The organism is Saccharothrix lopnurensis, assembly GCF_042658445.1.
Lineage (GTDB): Bacteria > Actinomycetota > Actinomycetes > Mycobacteriales > Pseudonocardiaceae > Actinosynnema > Actinosynnema lopnurensis.
In genome coordinates, this window is sequence record NZ_JBHSQO010000019.1 from 35,779 (window position 1) to 51,887 (window position 16,109).

General features: G+C 71.2%; 15 protein-coding genes, 4 tRNA genes and 1 CRISPR repeat array. Of the genes, 6 read left to right on the forward strand and 13 right to left on the reverse strand.

The window, feature by feature from the left end; genetic code table 11:
- Positions 1–5: 5 nt before the first annotated feature.
- From ACFP3R_RS19765 to ACFP3R_RS19810, 10 genes are all read right to left on the reverse strand, one after another.
- A complete protein-coding gene (locus tag ACFP3R_RS19765; protein ID WP_380637723.1) occupies positions 6–857 on the reverse strand; it encodes an ECF transporter S component family protein in 852 nt (283 codons plus the stop codon).
- The gene (locus tag ACFP3R_RS19770) at positions 854–2,455 is read right to left on the reverse strand and encodes an ABC transporter ATP-binding protein (protein WP_380637725.1); all 1,602 of its coding nucleotides are present in this window, start codon (positions 2,453–2,455) and stop codon (positions 854–856) included. The genes ACFP3R_RS19765 and ACFP3R_RS19770 overlap by 4 nt, the downstream gene beginning before the upstream one ends.
- A complete protein-coding gene (locus tag ACFP3R_RS19775) occupies positions 2,452–3,570 on the reverse strand; it encodes an energy-coupling factor transporter transmembrane component T (RefSeq protein ID WP_380637727.1) in 1,119 nt (372 codons plus the stop codon). The genes ACFP3R_RS19770 and ACFP3R_RS19775 overlap by 4 nt, the downstream gene beginning before the upstream one ends.
- A complete protein-coding gene (locus ACFP3R_RS19780) occupies positions 3,571–4,500 on the reverse strand; it encodes an ABC transporter substrate-binding protein (protein WP_380637729.1) in 930 nt (309 codons plus the stop codon).
- Complete coding sequence (locus tag ACFP3R_RS19785) at positions 4,497–5,348, reverse strand: hypothetical protein (protein ID WP_380637730.1); 852 nt, start codon at positions 5,346–5,348, stop codon at positions 4,497–4,499. Before ACFP3R_RS19785 ends, ACFP3R_RS19780 begins: the two co-directional genes overlap by 4 nt.
- Positions 5,345–7,804 (reverse strand): prenyltransferase/squalene oxidase repeat-containing protein, encoded by a 2,460-nt coding sequence (locus ACFP3R_RS19790; RefSeq protein ID WP_380637732.1) that lies wholly within the window; start codon positions 7,802–7,804, stop codon positions 5,345–5,347. Before ACFP3R_RS19790 ends, ACFP3R_RS19785 begins: the two co-directional genes overlap by 4 nt.
- Positions 7,805–8,456: 652 nt before the next feature.
- Positions 8,457–8,528, reverse strand: a tRNA-Val gene (locus ACFP3R_RS19795).
- A 49-nt stretch (positions 8,529–8,577) separates the two neighbouring features.
- Complete coding sequence (locus tag ACFP3R_RS19800; RefSeq protein WP_380637734.1) at positions 8,578–9,006, reverse strand: TIGR02611 family protein; 429 nt, start codon at positions 9,004–9,006, stop codon at positions 8,578–8,580.
- A gap of 25 nt (positions 9,007–9,031) precedes the next feature.
- Positions 9,032–9,820: an anti-sigma factor gene (locus tag ACFP3R_RS19805; RefSeq protein ID WP_380637736.1), complete on the reverse strand. Its 789-nt coding sequence runs from the start codon at positions 9,818–9,820 to the stop codon at positions 9,032–9,034.
- Positions 9,817–10,488, reverse strand: a complete 672-nt coding sequence (locus ACFP3R_RS19810) for an RNA polymerase sigma factor (protein ID WP_380637738.1) — start codon at positions 10,486–10,488, stop codon at positions 9,817–9,819. Before ACFP3R_RS19810 ends, ACFP3R_RS19805 begins: the two co-directional genes overlap by 4 nt.
- Positions 10,489–10,707: 219 nt before the next feature.
- On the opposite strand from ACFP3R_RS19810, the gene ACFP3R_RS19815 reads away from it, so the two are divergent.
- The 4 genes from ACFP3R_RS19815 (at position 10,708) to ACFP3R_RS19830 (ending at position 11,552) form a co-directional block, all read left to right on the forward strand.
- Entirely contained in the window at positions 10,708–11,133 is a 426-nt protein-coding gene (locus ACFP3R_RS19815; protein ID WP_073893954.1) for an SsgA family sporulation/cell division regulator, read from the forward strand.
- Positions 11,134–11,276: 143 nt separating this feature from the next.
- A tRNA-Gly gene (locus ACFP3R_RS19820) sits at positions 11,277–11,349 on the forward strand.
- 58 nt (positions 11,350–11,407) lie between these two features.
- A tRNA-Cys gene (locus ACFP3R_RS19825) sits at positions 11,408–11,479 on the forward strand.
- Position 11,480: 1 nt separating this feature from the next.
- Positions 11,481–11,552, forward strand: a tRNA-Val gene (locus ACFP3R_RS19830).
- 17 nt (positions 11,553–11,569) lie between these two features.
- Here the strand turns inward: ACFP3R_RS19830 and ACFP3R_RS19835 are convergent.
- The 3 genes from ACFP3R_RS19835 to ACFP3R_RS19840 form a co-directional block, all read right to left on the reverse strand.
- The gene (locus tag ACFP3R_RS19835; RefSeq protein WP_380637740.1) at positions 11,570–12,793 is read right to left on the reverse strand and encodes a tyrosine-type recombinase/integrase; all 1,224 of its coding nucleotides are present in this window, start codon (positions 12,791–12,793) and stop codon (positions 11,570–11,572) included.
- Between the two features lie 1,111 nt (positions 12,794–13,904).
- Positions 13,905–14,090, reverse strand: coding sequence for a hypothetical protein (locus ACFP3R_RS37835; RefSeq protein WP_417750599.1), 186 nt, complete (start codon positions 14,088–14,090; stop codon positions 13,905–13,907).
- Between the two features lie 107 nt (positions 14,091–14,197).
- A CRISPR array of direct repeats spans positions 14,198–14,589; the repeat unit is 33 nt; unit sequence GCAGCGCTGGCCCTCCGGGACCAGCGAGGATCG.
- A 430-nt stretch (positions 14,590–15,019) separates the two neighbouring features.
- Positions 15,020–15,196, reverse strand: coding sequence for a hypothetical protein (locus tag ACFP3R_RS19840; protein ID WP_380637742.1), 177 nt, complete (start codon positions 15,194–15,196; stop codon positions 15,020–15,022).
- On the opposite strand from ACFP3R_RS19840, the gene ACFP3R_RS19845 reads away from it, so the two are divergent.
- Together ACFP3R_RS19845 and ACFP3R_RS19850 are read left to right on the forward strand one after the other, a co-directional pair.
- Positions 15,184–15,723, forward strand: a complete 540-nt coding sequence (locus ACFP3R_RS19845; RefSeq protein ID WP_380637744.1) for a tyrosine-type recombinase/integrase — start codon at positions 15,184–15,186, stop codon at positions 15,721–15,723. The genes ACFP3R_RS19840 and ACFP3R_RS19845 overlap by 13 nt on opposite strands.
- Before the next feature lie 105 nt (positions 15,724–15,828).
- A complete protein-coding gene (locus tag ACFP3R_RS19850) occupies positions 15,829–16,104 on the forward strand; it encodes a hypothetical protein (RefSeq protein WP_380637746.1) in 276 nt (91 codons plus the stop codon).
- Positions 16,105–16,109: the final 5 nt, after the last annotated feature.

The following is a 16,109-nucleotide window of genomic DNA, read 5'->3' on the forward strand; positions in this document are numbered from 1 at the left end:
GGTAGTCAGCGGCCAGGCGCTCCGAGGTCGCCGAAGGTGGGCAGCAGCCCGTGGGAGCCCTTGCGGGAGGCCCGGCGCAGCGTGGCCAGCACCGCCGGGCCCAGCACGAGGATCGCGATCGTGTTGGTGATCGCGCGGCCGGTGTCCCACCCGGCGGTGGAGGTGAGCAGGGTGAAGACCGCGAACCGGTGCAGGTTCTCCAGCACGGGCGCGCCGGGCACGTAGGAGATGTGGCCGTCGTGGTAGTCGACCTCGGCGCCGGTGATGAACGGCCAGAACCACAGGTTCATCAGGAACCCGAAGACGTAGGCCACCACGATGCCGTAGGCGACGAGCACGGCGATCTCCGCCTTGCCGGTGACGCGGCGGGGCAGCAGGCCCGCTCCCGCGCCGATCCAGGCGGAGCAGAGCATCTGGAACGGCAGCCACGGCCCGACCCCGGCGGTGAGCAGCGCCGAGGCGAACAGCGAGGTGCAGCCGAGCACGAAGCCGAACCCCGCGCCGAAGACCCGTCCGGCGAGCACGAGCAGGAAGAACACCGTTTCGATGCCCGCCACGCCCGCGCCCAGCGGGCGCAGGGCGGCGTTGACCGCGGACAGCACGCCGAGCAGGGCGAGGGCCTTGGCGTCCATGCCGCCCTCGGACAGCTCGGCGAGCACGATGACGATGATCACGGGCAGGATGGCCAGGAAGATGAACGGCGCGTCGGGCCCGTGCTGCGTGGACTGCGGCTCGACGCGGACGAGCAGGGGCCAGAGGAACATCATCAGCCCGGCGAGCGAGGCCAGCGCGAGCACGGTGGCGGAGCGGGGGCCGATGCGCACGACGCGGCCGGCGTCGGCCCAGTCGCGGATCACCGCGCCACCCCCGCCAGCGCGGCGCGCACCTCGTCGACGGTGAGCCAGTCCGGCCCGAGCACCTTGGCGACCTGGGGCGCGAAGGCGGGGGAGCCGCCCAGCACCTCGGCGGTGGGTCCGTCGGAGACGACCTCGCCCTCGGCCATGACCACCACCCGGTCGGCGATCCGGGCGACGAACTCCACGTCGTGGGTGGCCACGACCACCGCGCGACCCTCGGCGGTCAACGCGCCGATCACCCGGGCGAGGGCGTCCTTGGCGGTGTAGTCCAGGCCGCGGGTGGGTTCGTCGAGCAGCACCACGCGCGGGGCGGCCGAGAGCTGCACGGCCAGCACCAGCGCCAACCGCTGCCCCTCGGACAGGTCGCGCGGGTGTCGGTCGGGGTCGATGTCGGGGGCCAGCCGGTCGAGCAGGGTCCGGGAGGTGCCGGGTGGGGCGCCGGATTCGAGGTCGGCGGCGGCGCACTCGTCGGCGACGGTCTCCAGGTAGAGCAGGTCGCTCGCGGTCTGCGGCACCAGGCCGACGAGCTTGCGGGCCTGGGCGCTGGTCTGCGCCCCGGGATCGGCGCCGCCGACGCGCACGGTGCCGCCCTGGCGCGGCCCCGAGCCCTGCAACGCCCACAGCAGCGAGGACTTGCCCGAGCCGTTGCGGCCCATGAGCGCCAGCACCACGCCCGCGTGCAGGTCCAGCGACACCCCGCGCACCGCGACGGTCGGCCCGTAGCGCACGACCACGCCGGAGCCGGTGAGCAGCGTGCCGCCGGTCGGGGCGGGTCGCGGCGAGGACGGGGTGAGGTCGGCGCGCAGGGTGGTGGCGCGGCGGCGGGCGTCGCGCACCGACAGCGGCAGCGGGTCCCACCCGACCAGCCGGCCCAGTTCCACGATCGGGGGCGCGATGGGGGTGTCGCGCAGGATCTCGGCGGGTGTGCCGTCGACCACCCCGCCGTCCCCGGACACGTAGACCACGCGGTCGGCGAAGGGCACGACGCGTTCCATGCGGTGCTCGGCCATCAGCACGGTGGTGCCCAGGTCCTGCACGAGCCGGGCCAGGGTGGCGAGGACGTCCTCGGCGGCGGTGGGGTCGAGCGCGGAGGTCGGTTCGTCCAGCACCAGCACCTTCGGGTGGGTGGTGAGCACCGAGCCGATGGCGACGCGCTGCTGCTGGCCGCCGGACAGGTTGCGCAGGGCGCGGCGGCGCAGGTCGGCGATGCCCAGCAGGTCCAGGGTCTCCTCCACGCGGCGGCGCATCACCTGCGGGGACACGCCCAGCTGTTCCATGCCGTAGGCCAGTTCCTCCTCGACGGTGTCGGTGACGAACCCCGCCAACGGGTCCTGGCCGACGACGCCGACGAGGTGGGCGAACTCGCGTGGCGGTCGGGAGCGGGTCATGACGCCGTCCACCGTCACCACCCCGTCCAGGTGGCCGCCGGTGAAGTGCGGCACCAGGCCGTTGACGGTGCCCAGCAGCGTGGACTTGCCCGAGCCGGTGCGGCCGGCGACCAGCACCAGTTCGCCCTCCCCGATGGTCAGGTCCACGCCGGCCAGCACGGGGTCCGGTCGGCCGTGGTACCAGAAGGCGACCTGCCTCCACTCGATCACGCGGTCACCTCCTGGTCGGTTGCCTCGGGGTGCAGCGGTGCGGGCGGCGGGGACAGGAACGCGGGCAGCACGCCCAGGAGCACGCCGATCAGCGGCGGCCACGACAGCAGCGGCCACGACAGGGTGGTCAGCGACGGGTTGAGGTTCGTGGGGTCCACGCTGGACGACGCGAACAGCACGACGGCCACCCCGACGCCGCTCGCCGCCACGACCAGTTCGGGCGCGTGCCACCGGTCGGGGCGGTAGCGGGTGCGCCGCACCCGCCTGCCCGCCAGGTGGAACCCGACCAGGCCCACCGCGGTGCCGACGACGAGCACCGGGGCGGCCAGGAAGCGCGGGGTGGTGCCGTCGAGGGTGGCGTAGACGCCCACGCACACCCCGATCAGCCCGAGGATCATCAGCGTGCCGGTGGCGACCCGCTGCCGGGCGTCGACCAGGGCGGCGCGGCCGTAGCCGCGGGAGTCCATCGAGGACGCCAGCCGCAGCGAGCGGTCCAGCGCGTCCTCCAGCACCGGGATGACGATGACGTGCAGGGCCTTGAACCTCTTGCGGCTGGTGCCGCCGCGCAGTTTCCGCGCCCGGCGCACGCGCAGCACGCTCTCGGCGAGCTGGGGGAACACCGACAGGGCGACCACGACGGCGGTGCCCATCTCGTAGAGGGCGGGTGGCATGGCCTTGAGCAGCCGCTTGGGGTTGGCCAGGGCGTTGGCCGCGCCCAGGCAGATCACCATGGTCGCCAGGCGCAGGCCGTCGTAGAGGCCGCCGAGCACGGATTCGGCGGAGACGTCGCCGAACAGGCGGATGCCCGCCGCCCACGCGGGCAGCGGGATCTCCGGCAGCCGCAGGATGATCGTGGATCCTTCCGCGCCGCCGAAGACGATGCGGAAGAACACGCGGATGCCCACGACGACCGCGCCGAGGTAGAGGTAGAGGCGGAACGCCAGCGCCCACGGGGCCTCGCCGCGGCGGGCGACCACGACGTGGCAGGCCACCGCGATGATCGCGAGCAGCAGCCAGGGGTTGGTGGTGCGCGCCGCCGCCACCGCCGGCCCGAGCGCCCACACCCACCATGCTGCGGGGTGCAGGTCGCGCGGCAGGAAGTACGTGGTGAGCACCTAGGCGTCCCGCGCCCGCCGACGCCGCCGCGCCACCAGCGGGGTCGTGGCCGCCAGGAGCACGATCACGCCCGCTGCCGCCCACGGCGCGAGGTCACTGGCCCCGGACTGCTGTGCGACGACCTCGGTGACGTCGGGCGCGTCCTGGCCGCCGTCGAAGGCGACGTTGCGCTTCGGGTCGGGCGCGGGGGACTTCGGCGACGCGCTCGCGCGTGGCCTGGGCGGTGGCAGCGCGGCCGTGCCGGACTGGACCTCGCCCGGCTCGTCCGGAGCGGTCGTGGGCTGCTGCTGTGGGCGCTGCTGTCCGGCCGGGTCCGGCCGGACGTCGTCCTGCTTCTCGTCGAGGTCGTTGGACGAGGGTTTCCCCTCATCAGGGGCGACGCACGCCTGCCCCTCGGTGCCGGGGCGCACCGCCGCGACGCGCGGGGTGGGGTTGCTCTCGGAGGTGGCGTTGAGCGAGAACGACCAGCCCTCGAAGCCGCCGGGGACGAAGTCGCGGTTCTTCACGCCCCACTGGCTGTACTCCCACGCGCAGTTGTTGCCCGCGTGCCAGTAGGACCAGTACCCGGCCGCCGGCGGGGTGTCGATGCACGCCTCCCGGTACCCGTCGTTGCCCTGGACCGGGATCGTCTCGACCGCGGAGGGCCGGTTCTCGACGCGGCAGATGAACGCCTCGCCCCACCGCTGCACCCCGGCGACCTGGAAACCCGCGCCCTTGAGCGCGTCCAGGCCGGTGCCGCGAGCGCCTTGCGGGTTGCAGCGCACCAGCGTGGTGCCACCCAACTGCTGGAAGTCGACCACCACGGTCACGCCGGTGCCGGACGGGCAGAACCCGGGTTGCCCCTTGCTGTGGTCGACGGCGTGCGCGTGCGGCGCGGTGGCCACCACCAGGAAGGCAGCGGCCACCGCGCCGAACAGGCGTCGGGTCATTGGACCGTCAGGGTCGTGGTCGAGTACACCGTGCCACCGGCGCCGGTGGCCTTGATCGTGTAGGTGTAGGTGCCCTTGGCGGTGGGGGTGATGCTCTGCGTGCCGCCGGTCACGGCCAGCTCGCCGGACCAGGAGCCGCCGCCGGTGGTGGGGGAGACGGAGTGCGCGGTGACCGAGGTGGCGTTGGTCGAGGTCCACGTCAGCGAGGTGCTCTGGCCGAGGGTGATCCTGCGGTCGATGTCGTTGACCGACAGGCCCACCGCGGGGTTGGTCGGCCCCACTGCCGGGTTGGTGGGCGTGACGCCGGGCGCGGGGTTGGTGGACGCGGTCTTGTTCAGCGAGAACGACCAGCCTTCGAAACCGCCGGGGGTGACGTCGCGGTTGAGCGCGCCGTAGCTGCTGTAGGTCCAGGTGCTGCCCGCGCCGTCGGCGTGCCAGTACGACCAGTACGCCTCGGCGGGCGGCGTGACGACGCACGCCTCCTTGTAGGTGGGGTTGGAGGCGCGCGGGATCGACTCGGTGGAGGAGGGGCGGTTGTCCAGGCGGCACACGAAGCCCAGGCCCCACCGCGCCACGCCCGCGACCGCGATGCCCGCGTCCTGCAACGCCTTGATGCCGGTGCGTGCGGTGCCGGGGCTGGGGTTGGGCGAGCAGCGGGTGGTGGTCGGGGCGGCGACGCCGCCGTTGCCGTCCAGTTCCCGGAAGTCGATGACGACGGTGACGCCGCTCAGGGCGTCCGCGCCGGTGCAGACGCCGTTGTAGCCGGCCGCCGCGGCCGAGGGCGCGACGGCCACCGCGGTCGTCAGCGACACGGCCAGCGCGGACAGGACGGACAGGACTCGTCTCACGGTGCTGCTCCCTGGTGGTTCTTCCTGCGTGCGGTGGAACGTCCGAGTGCGAAACCGATCACCAGGGCCAGCGCGACCCCTCCCAGCGCCGCGGTCGACCACGCCCGCGCCGAGGTCGAGGCGACGGGCTGCGCTTCGGGGTGGGGCTTCCGCTCGGCCAGCGGCAGCCGCACGACCGGGGCGACCGGTGAGCCCTCGGCCTCGACCCAGGAGCGCCCGGCCAGGCCGGGGGCCGCGGCGAGGCTGGTGGCGAAGTCCGCCGCGCCGTCGGGTCCGGGCAGGCCGCCGTCGTCGAGCAGCAGCGTGCCCAGCGACCGCGCCGCGGTGTCCGCGTTCAGGCCCGCGGTCCGCCGCCCGGCGGCGACGGTCGCGCTGAGCGCCACGTCCGCACCCGCGTCGCCGTTCACGACGAGGCCGTCCGGTGCGGTGCGGGCGCCCAGCGCCCTCGCCCCGTCGACCAGGGCCGCGGTGCGCTCGGGCGACCAGTCCCCCGGCGCGGTGTGGCCGGTCTCGCCGTCGTCGTGGCCGCGCAGGTTCAGCGCGGTGACCGCGGCGGCGGTGGCGGCGAGGTCACCGGTCCCGCAGTCCTCGCCGACCAGGTCGAGGGGGAACGAGCCGTCCGCGCACCGCGCGTCGACCAGCAGGTCGACGGACTTCCCGGCGTCGCCGCCGGCCGCGACCGTCGCCGCGACGGCCCAGGCGTGGCGGCGCACCGACTCGTCGGTGTCGGCGAAGGACCCGGTGTCGGTGAACCGACCGTCGTCGCCGCGCAGGCCCGCCAGGTCGGCGGAGAGCCGGTCGACGGTCGCGGCGAGGTCCGTCGGGGCGTCGTCCTCGTCCTGGTCGAAGCGGGCGACGAGCAGCAGCTTGGCCAGCGGTTCGGCGTAGGCGGCCTCGCCCTCCTCGTACGGCACGCCGTGCGCGTGGGCGTCGACGGACTCGGGCCGCAGCAGGAACCGGGTGGCGCGCTCGACGGCCTCCGGTTGTTCGCCCAGCGCGCGCAGGGCCAGCACCACGTCCGCGGTGGCCTCGTAGTCCACGAACGTCGTCCCGCCCTCGGTGACCTCGACGTGGTCGCCGCCGACGAGCCCGCCCGCCAGGTAGGCGCCCAGGCGACCCGCGGGGGCCGAACCGCTCGGCTGCGCCGCAGGGGCCGGGCCGAGCACGGCGCCGCGTCGCGAACCGGGTGGGGGAGCGGGGTTCCCCGCCTGCCTGACGACCGTCACCGTCGAGGTCGCGGGCGTCGGGGGAGCCGTGGTGGTCGGCGACGTCGTGGCGGTGGTGCTCGGCGGCTCCTCCTGCGGCACCCGTCCCCGGGCCAGTTCGTAGAAGCCGACCTGGGCCAGGCCCATCGCGGCCTGCGCCCCGGCGCGGACCCAGGTGTCGACCGGCCCGAGCCCGTCGACCTTGGCGCCCTGGTAGTGCTCGGGGTGGTAGCCGATCGCGCCGACCTCGCCGGCCAGCGCGGTGCCCGCGTCGGCCTCGGTGACCTGCGCCGACTTCAGGTACGCCACCCCGCGCGCCACGTGGGCCTCTGCGCCGCCCGCCTCGGCCAGCGCCTGCACGACCAGGCCGGTGCTGTTGGTGTTGGGCGCCTCGGTGCCCACACCGCCGCCCCACCCGCCGCCCGCGGTCTGCTCCTCCTTCAACCACGCGACGGCCTTGTCGATCGGCCGGTCCAACCCCCGCACGCCCGACTCGCGCGCGGCCAGCAGCGCGGACAGGGCGATGCCCGTGGAGTCGCGGTCCGGTGGCGCCTTGTCGTGGGGAACGCCCTCGTCGCAGGTGGACAGCCTGTACCCGGCTGGGTTGACGTGCTCGCCGGTGTCCCCGGGTGCGGCGGGGACGTACTCGTAGAAGATCCGGAAGTAGCCGTCCCGGCACTGCTGGGTCAGCAGCCGGTCGAGGGCGAGCTGGTCGTGCTCGCCCGCGACGGCCAGGCCGATGACGCCGAGCGCCTGGCCGAAGGTGTTGGCGTTGTTGCTCACCGAGTCGGCGAAGTCCGGGTTCTTCGAGTAGTCGCTGACCCGGCCCTTGTCCGGACCCGAGCGCCTGATCGCGGCCCGGGTCTCGGCGACCATGTCGTAGCCGTCGACGTTCCGCGGGTCGCGGCCCGCCACCTGCGCCGCCACCAGCACCTTCGCCGCCGCCCCGCCGACGATGATCGCGTCGAAGCCCTGCCCGGGGGCGTAGCCGTCCCAGGTGAAGTAGTCACTGGCGTGGCCCTGGTCGTCCAGGTGGCCGATGATCGGCTCGGCCAGGTGGCCCTGCCCGGTCGCGTGGGCGGCGAACAGCACGTCGATCATGAGGCCGTGGTCGGGGAACGGGCTGCCCAGCGGGTTCTCCAGCGTGCCGTCCGCGGAGAGCTGCCCGGCCAGCCACCGCGCGGCAGCCACCGCGGCGGGGTGGTCGGGGGCCGCGGCCGCGACCCCGGGGGCGCTTGAGGCGATCAGCACGGCAACGGCCGGCACCAGTGCGGACGACCGGCGTCGACCGCGGGACACGGATCGACACCACATCGTGGTCGTCACCCCTGCTTCTCGCGACAGTGGTAGGACAGTGCGCCTGCTCGTCCGGCGACCCGACTCGCCGCCTGAACAAGGCGGCCCACGGTTGCGCGACAGTGCCGGATTTCGACCGGCTTCCCCGTCCGAGCAGGGGTGTGGAGTTGTGGTTGCCGGCGTGCCATCGCCCGCGGCGCGCCGACCATAACACCCACAGGGACAGGGCAGACCGCGTGCTTTCGGCTGCTTCGGTGTTCCGCGCCCGGTCCTCCCGGGGATCGCCCACTGCGGCGAGCGCTGGTCCGGTGTCGGTCGGGACGCGGGGACGCGTCCGCGTCGTGCACCTGCCGCCGCTCCTGGCCGACCTGCTCGACGACACCACCCCGGCGCGCGGTTCGTGTTCACCGGGCTCGACGGCGGCTTCCGCCGGCGTTGTGCTCACCGGACTCCAGACCCGCCGGGGGCAGACCGGGAGCACCCCACCATGACCACCTTCGCAAATGCGGAGGTGGTCAAGATCGCCTGCTCCTCATTTGCTCCCACAACGATCAACGGCCTGTCGAGTATAATCCTCGACAGGCCGTTGACCTGGTAAAACTCACTGTGGGCGATACAGGGATCGAACCTGTGACCTCTTCGGTGTGAACGAAGCGCTCTCCCGCTGAGCTAATCGCCCGTATTCGGTTCCCGCTCCCGCTCTCGCGGTGTGGTCATACCTTACAACATCATCCGCGAGAACCAAAAATCGGGCTCTCCAACCACGCCCAGTCCAGTCCGAACCAACCGCCGACCAGGGAGAACGCCCCGAGCAGCCAGCAGGTGACCGCGACCACCAGCCCGGTGGCGGCGAGCACGAGCGCCTTCACCACGACGTTCTGCCGCTTGAGCCACGCGACCCACGCGTCGTAGTAGCGCTTGGCGAACCGCAGCACCCGTCCGGCCCACGCGAACTCGGTCGCCAGGATCGCCAGGCCCGCGAAGACGACCAACCACCCCGGACCGGGGTAGGGGATCATCAGCACGCCGCCCGCCAGCACCAGGCCGCCGACCACGCCGACACCGATGCGGTAGGCGAGGTTCAGCGCGGGGTTGCGGCGGAACCAGGGGCGGTACCCCGTCTCCTCGGCGGTCTTTTCGCGCTCCGTCGTGGTCATGCGCACATCATGGCCCATGACCGCCTCAGGTGGAGGCGACTTGACCGGCCGCGACCACATCCGTCGGCTCCGCGGGCATCGCGCGCCCCGGTTCCAGCGAGATGGCGAAGCCGGTGTGCCGGTGCGCGTCGGACGACCACCCGGCCAACCCCACCACCGAACCGTCCGGGGTGACGTCGAACACAGCCAGCGGCGCCGCCGGGTTCGTGCTCGTGCCCCACACCACGTAGGTGTGCTCCCGGTCGTTGGTGGAGAGGCGGGTCGGCACCACCGCGGCGCCGTCGTCGGCGGACAGCAGCACCGCCACCTCCTCGCCGGAACCCGTCCGCAGCACGGCCCGGCTCGCCGAAGGATCGGCCGCCAGCCGCAACGCGCCCTCCAGCCGGTCCGCCCGCTCACCCTGCGCCGCGACCTCGTCACCGAGCCGGTCCAGCCGCACCCCGGCCACCCCGCCCGCCGCGAGCACCGCGACCCCGGCCGCCGCCGCGAGCACCCGCCGCCACGTGCCGCCGCGACGTCGCCGGGTCTCCAGCACGACCGGCTCGGCCACCGGCCGCGGCCCGCTCTCCTGCGGTTCCTGCTCGACGGCGGCCATCAGCCGCGCCCGCAGCCGCGGCGGCGGGTCGAGCTGGGGGACCGACGCGCCGAGCGCCGCGGTCACCTCCTCGGTCGCGCGGATCGCCTCTCGGCACCGCGCACAGCCGGGCAGGTGGTCGCGCAGCCGCGCCTCCTCGTCCGGTTCGAGCGCGTGCATCGCGAACCCGACCGCGAGCTCCTCCTGGGGGCACCAGTCGCCCCGCCGCTCCCCGGTCACCGGTGTGCTCCCGTCGTCCAGCCCGGCGCGTCCCCGCCGGTCTCCCCAGCCCAAGCCGACCGCAGCGTCGTGCGCAACCTGCGGATCGCGGCGAACGTGCGCGACTTGACCGTGCCCAGGGGGATCCCGGTCAACGCCGCCACCTCGGCCTGCGTGTAGCCGCCCAGGTAGGCCAGGGCGATCACCTGCCGCTGGTCCTCGGGCAGCCCGCGCAGCGCCTCCCGCACCTGCGCCCCCACCACGCCGGTCAGCGCCGCGCTGTCCGCGCCCTCCACGGAGGGCGCGTTGCGCTCGGAGACCTCGTCGGTGAGCGGCACGTTCCGCTTGCGCTGGGTGTTCTCCCGGCGCACCGCGTCGACGGCCCGGTGGTGCACGACGGTCATCAGCCACGTGCTGAAGCCGCCCCGTGCCCGGTCGTAGCCCGAGGGGTTGCGCCAGAGCGCGAGAAAAGCCTCCTGGACCACGTCCTCGGCCAGGTCCGGGTCGACGCAAACACGCCGGGCCAGTGAGTACGCGGGTCTCGCGTACCGGTCGTAGAGTTCACCGAACGCGGCCCGGTCGCCCGTCGAGATCCGGCCGACGAGCTCGGCATCGGATGGTCGGCCGGGAGCGCCGGGCGGTGCCGATGGGGGTGAGCCAGCCACCAGAGAGGTCCTCACGTCCAACATTCGCGCAACAGCCGGTACCGGGTTCAGGTTAAACCCAGCAAGATGGGAGGAGCCTCATGGACCGGACACGCAGAGTATCTACACGGTGGCCCATCGGAGCGACATAGCCCCAATCGGGTGAGATACCGGCTAGAGTCGAGCGTTCCTCGCCACATAGCCGTCACAACAGGAGAGCTCGGTCGTTCCATAGGACCGGGAAGGGAGAAGAGGGTAACGACGATGCGCAATGATCACGTGACACTCCGCTCAACAGCGGTCTTCGACCTGTTGGCGCCGCGGACCCCGGCCGTCCCGGTACAGGTGGAGCTCCGCTACGACACGAAAGACCCGTACGCGGTGGTTGCGGCCTTCCGCACCGGCCGCGCCGGTTGGGTCGAATGGGTGTTCGCCAGGGACCTCCTCGCCGACGGCCTGATCGCCGACGCGGGAGACGGCGACGTCCGCATCCGCCCCGCCGCCGACGACCCCGAGGTCGTGGTGATCGAACTCAGCTCGCCCTCCGGCCACGCCATGTTCGAGGCGTCCGCGCAGGAGCTGGCCGACTTCCTCGACCGCACCTACGACGTCGTCGTGCCGGGCAACGAGCACCTCTGGGTCGACGTGGACGAGGCCCTGACCCACCTGATCTCCAACGACCTGACCTAAAAGTGCAGGTGGCGGGCCTGCCGGGGGCGTAGGGGGCCCCCGATTTGATCCTGCCGCGGGGCATGTAATAAAGTTCCTCTCGCACCGGGGAAGACCGGAACGAAGCCCCACAAGGGAAAGTTCCGCGAAATCCTGCGGGGCATGCGGATGTAGCGCAGTTGGTAGCGCATCACCTTGCCAAGGTGAGGGTCGCGAGTTCGAGTCTCGTCATCCGCTCGGCAGAGGTCCCTTGGGCTCAGGCCAAACCCCTGAGTGCTAGCCTTCAGGTGGTCTTGGCGGAGTGGCCGAGTGGCTTAGGCAAGGGCCTGCAAAGCCCTGTACACGGGTTCGATTCCCGTCTCCGCCTCGGACGATTAGCTCAGCGGGAGAGCACTACCTTGACACGGTAGGGGTCACTGGTTCAATCCCAGTATCGTCCACTAGTTATATATGCAGGTCAGACAGCCGGTCGGTGATCTTCACCGATCGGCTTTTTGGCTGTCGTGGGAGCAAATTGGGAGCAGATGATCTTGGTGTGATCAACTGCACCGTATGTGGTCACCCCTCCGTTCGGTGTAGAGGTCACCACCGATCGCTCCCACCGCCGCTGCAGCCCGTCCAGCATGGCGTCGACCATGACCTGGGTCACGTGGGAGTAGGTGCCCCGGATGCCCGGCATCCGGTGGCCCAGCCGCTTGTGCTGGAGAACCTCCGGAACGCCGTCCTCGATGAGCCAGGTTTTGTGGGTGTGACGTAGGTCATGGAAGTGCAGGCCGGGTAGGACGGGTGCCCAGCCGCGTCGGGTGTCGCCGCCGACGATCGGTAGCCAGGTGCGGCGTCGGAAGTTGGTTCGGCGCAGCAGCGCGCCGTCTGCTCCGGTGAAGACGTGCTCGCGGAGCCGCTCGTTCTGCTCGGCGTGGTGGGTTTTGAGCAGTTCGACGAGGAACGGCGGTAGATGGACGGTGCGGGCGCTGGCCTTGGTCTTGGGTGGTCCGAGTTCGAGTCGGCCGTTGACTTCTTGCAGTGCGCCGTCCTTCGGGTCGACGGTGATGGTGCCGCGGGTGAGGTCGACGCGGTGCCGGCGCAGTCCGGCCAGTTCGCCCCAGCGCAGGCCCGTGTACGCGGCTGTGACGACCAGCACGGCCGTGGCGGGGGAGCATCGCTGGGCGATGGTGCGGACCTGCCACGGCGATGCGTGAGGTCGCTCGTCGTGGTCGCCGGTGTCAACCCGCAACCGTCGGCAGGGGTTGGCGCCGATGAGTCCTTCGTCCACCGCGTCGCCGAGCAGCATCGACAACAGCGTCACCACATCGCCCACGGTGCGTTCGGCCAGGGAGCGTCGCAGGGTTTTGATCCAGCCTTTGACGGTCATGCGGCTGATCTCTTTGAGTGGTGTGTCGCCGAACTTGGGGAGGATGTGGTTGCGCAGGTGTGAGTCGTATTTGGCCTGGGTGGTGGGGCTGACGTCGTGGGCTTCGCGCCAGGTCGGGACCCATTCCCGTAGGGGGAGGTCGCCGAGGGTGGGGTCGACGAAGGTGCCGCGGCGTAGGTCGGATTCGATGTCGCGGGCTCGGTCCTTGGCGGTGGTGTGGTGGGTGAAGCCGGTTTCGGAGGCGAGTGTCCCGTCGGGGGTGCGGTAGCGGACGCGCCAGGCGGGGCCGTGTTTTTCCACCCATGCCATGTCGGACTCCCTGTCGGTCGAGTTGGTGGTGCGCCCGTGGTCGGGCAGCGGATATGGACGCTCCATACAGGACAGATGTCAAGCCGTATGTGGTCACCAGGGCCGAGATGAGTCCCGGTTGACCACCGGATTTCTTGGCTCTTTCGGGCGAGATGGTCGCGGGGCGGGGCCGTTTACCGGGTCGTGCGGTGGTGTGGCGGACGAAGGCCGCGGGCGCCCTGGGCGGTGATGGCGTGCAGGTCGGCTGCGGAGAACCGCAGGTGCTTGCCCGGGAATGTGCACGGCACCTGGCGTCTGCCGGCCCGGCGGCGAAGCCAGGACTCCCTCACCGCCAACACCTCCGCCGCCCGCGCCGGGGTGTACAGCCGCAACACCGACTCCGTGTCCTCGGCGCCGCTCGCCACCACCGGGTTGTATCGGTGTTGAGGTGGTGTGTCGCAGGTTCCGACAGGGAGCGACGACGGGGAAGTGGACGGCCTTCGCGTGGTCGGTGTCGTGGGCTTGGACGAGGAGCGATCGGACCGGTTCATAAGCGACCTCCGCGGCGACTGGGGCGTGTCCGTCGTCGACGGGGATGTCGAGGACACCCCTGAACTCCGTCTGCGGTCCCTTCGGGGACAGTCGATCACCGGATCCGTCGCCCGTTCCACCCAGCAGGGTGAACGGGCATGCACTGCCGACCTCCGGTGTTCCGTGGTCGTGTCCCTCCGCACGGGAAAGGATCGGCTGGCACCGCTTGGCCGCAGCTTGGTCGAAGCGCGCAGATGCTCGGACTAAGAATTTATACAAAGACTATGACTTCAGTGTTGACAAAAATTGATCTCTTGTGGAGAGCTGCGGTGTCGTAGGATGTGGCACGACGCGAAAACGCGTGGACGTACATGGACGGCTCTTTTGGTGGGGACGGTGTCGCGAGGTTCGGAACCCGGAGCGTGTCACGACACGCCGGAAGGTTCCCAACCGATCGATGGCGCGTCATCCCGCCCTGTGGGAATTCTGCTGCCTGACATCCTGTCTGGATGGGTGTCTACGCTGGTCGTGCAGGGCAGCGCTGGCCCTCCGGGACCAGCGAGGATCGCAACCTGTCCACGGTGCTCGATCAGCTCGACGACTACGAGCAGCGCTGGCCCTCCGGGACCAGCGAGGATCGCAACAGCGCCGCGGCGTTCTTGCGGCCCAGCTTGGCCACGCAGCGCTGGCCCTCCGGGACCAGCGAGGATCGCAACACCATCCGCGCCCGGACGAAGCGACCAGGTGACGGGCAGCGCTGGCCCTCCGGGACCAGCGAGGATCGCAACGAGTACCCCTTGCGCCTCAGCGCCCGATACACGCGCGCAGCGCGGCCCTCCGGGACCAGCGAGGATCGCAACCGCTACCTCGCCGACGAGGGCGATGACCTGGACCGCAGCGCTGGCCCTCCGGGACCAGCGAGGATCGCAACTTCGAGTGAGGAGGCTCCTGTGATCTGGGCGACCGTGCAGCGCTGGCCCTCCGGGACCAGCGAGGATCGCAACTACTACCGGGACCCGCGCGTGGCGGGCGCCATGATGCAGCGCTGGCCCTCCGGGACCAGCGAGGATCGCAACCTCGGCTACGCGGAGTGGCCGCAGGTGGTGCGCGGCAGCGCTGGCCCTCCGGGACCAGCGAGGATCGTAACGTCGTCGAGACCCAGCAGCAGAACACCAAGCTCTAGCAGCGCTGGCCCTCCGGGACCAGCGAGGATCGCAACTTGGAACCGACCGAGGCGTCGGTAGCAGCCAGCGGCAGCGCTGGCCCTCCGGGACCAGTGAAGATCGCAACTGTGACCCGCATGGCGGTTGGGCTTATAAATAGGGCAGTGCTGGTATATCGAAATACAACTGAAATAGTTCCTGCGTCCGCAACTGTTCCTCTGGTGCGGCCTTAGCGCCCGGCGCTCCTGACCCTGAACTGGGGTCAAGGGGGCGCAGTTTCAAATCCTGTCGTCCTGACGGCCAAGAGGGTCTTCGCAGGTCAGGCACTGCGAGGACCCTCGTTTTTGTAATCTTGGTTCGTTCTTCGAGGTCGAGCATGCCGCTCAGTGATACCTTGACTCGGAGGGGCCACCGCGATGCTCCTGCTGGACTTGGACAAGATCACCACCGGCCTGTCGAAGACCTGGGCCGGGTACCTGCGGGACTGGGACCGGACCCTGCGTTCGGCCAACCACCCGGAGACGACCCGCTACAACTACCTGCTCGCCGCCGCTCAGTTGGCGCGGTACCTGGCCGAGCACTCGCCCGACCCGGACGCCGACGACGACCCGTGCGTGGTGACCAAGGGCCACGTCGAGGCGTTCCAGGCGTGGCTGATCGACACCCGCTCGGCCGCCAACAAAGGGTTGCAGCAGTTCTTCAAGTGGCTGATGGTCAATGGGGAGGACATCGACCGCTCGCCGATGGAGCGGGTCAAGCAGTCCAAAACCGGCCAAGAAGCTCATCCCCGTCATCCGCGACGACGACACCAAGAGGGTCCTGGGCACCTGCAAGGGCAAGGACTTCGTCCAGCTGCGCGACGAGGCGATCATCCGCCTCTACTGCAACACCGGCGCGCGGCTGTCCGAGGTCGGCAACCTGACCCTGGCCGACCTGGACATGAGCACCGACTCGGCGCACTACCACGCCAAGGGCAACAAGGACCGCCGCGTCCACTTCGGCCCCAAGACCGCCCGCGCCCTGAGTCGCTACCTGCGGGCCCGCGCCAAGCACAAGGGAGCCGACCTGCCCGACCTGTGGCTGGCCGACTGCGGCGTCCGCCGCCTGGCCCCCAACGGCATCAAGATCATGCTCAAGCGGCGCGGCCTGGCTGCCGGCCTGACCGGCGTCCACGCCCACCGCTGGCGCCACAACTTCGCCCACGAGTGGAAGCGCGCCGGCGGCGATACCGGTGACCTGATGCTGCTTCTCGGCTGAACTTCCGAGGACATGTCCCGCCACTGCGGAGCCAGTGCCGCCGCAGAACGCGCCCAGGAGACCCAACTCCGTATGGGAGTCGGCGGACATGTCTGAGGTCAAGGCGTGTTGAAAGATCATGCGGGAATGAATCCGCCCGGCTGGTCACTCCGTTTTGGGGGCAACCATGGTGATCATGGGCACCGTCGTGAGCTGATGTTGATCTTCGGTTTCGCCAGTGTGCTGAACCTGGTGTTCCGGCCAGGGGCGTCGGTGCGGGTGGCACCGTTGGTGGTGCGCGCGGCCAGCCTGTCCCCGCTCGGGGTGCTGCCCGGTATCCGAAACCTGGTGGGCGTCAACGAAGGTGAATGGAAGGCGGTATATATCGTGGTACACTTTTGAGGCGA